We start from the raw sequence: 948 nt of genomic DNA on the forward strand, positions 1-948 counted from the left end.
GGCGAATGCGCCGATGAGATTTTTGGGGGCTATCCCTGGTTTCACCACCCCTCCGCAACGGGTTTCCCCTGGATGAAGAACCTGGAAGACCGTATGGCTACGCTCTCGCCTGAAATAACCGCTCTGATCAAGCCGGAGCAATACCTTGATCACCGTTATACCCAGGCATTATCGGAAATTTCCCTGGAGCCTGGCGAAGATGAGGAAGATTCACTCAAAAAGCGGATTTCTTACCTGACCATGACCCGGTTTATGCCCACCCTGCTCAACCGCAAGGACCGCATGAGTATGGCCTCGGGCCTGGAGATCCGGGTGCCCTTCAGTGACCACCGCCTGGTGGATTATGTCTGGAACATCCCCTGGCAATTGAAAATGGCAGGCGGAGAGGTAAAAGGGATCCTGCGCCAGGCTGCACAGGGTTTACTGCCCGATGGAGCCCTACATCGGATCAAAAGCCCTTATCCCAAGACAGAACATCCCCTCTACGCGGAGATGGTACGCTCCCGGATGCGCTCCTTGCTGGATGACCGCTCTTCCCCGCTCCTGGAATTGGTGCAAAAGAGCTCGATCAAGCTTATTCTGGAGTCTCAGGGCAAGTATTTCCGGCAGCCATGGTACGGGCAATTAATGGGAGATGTGCAGTGGCTGGCCTACCTGATCCAGACCGATGCCTGGCTGCGCCTCTACCGGGTGGAGCTGCAGCTTTAACCGCAGCCATCATTCCTTATGATCCAATGCCGCCACCGTTCAAGTTAGAGCGTTAGCGGCATCAAGGGTATCAGTCAGAGGCATTCCCGGCAGCGCAACCTAGCGCTGTCGGATATTCGGGCTGGGATTGAGCGCCCCGCTGTCTCAGGAAAGAATTGCACGCGTAAAACCAAGTATACAATATATAAGAGCTTTACCCCTTGAATAGCCGCCTAAATGGGTTTACAATTTCCATGGAAA

At 54.3% G+C, this 948-nt stretch carries 1 protein-coding gene; it reads left to right on the forward strand.

All coding sequences use genetic code 11. From position 1 onward, the window contains the following. Window positions 1-708: asparagine synthase-related protein (locus B2633_RS06245; RefSeq protein WP_483169793.1), on the forward strand; the 708-nt coding region annotated here is incomplete at its 5' end. Window positions 709-948: the final 240 nt, after the last annotated feature.

The sequence above is a fragment of the Syntrophomonas sp. UBA1041 genome, from assembly GCF_002316705.1.
GTDB lineage: Bacteria > Bacillota > Syntrophomonadia > Syntrophomonadales > Syntrophomonadaceae > DTU019.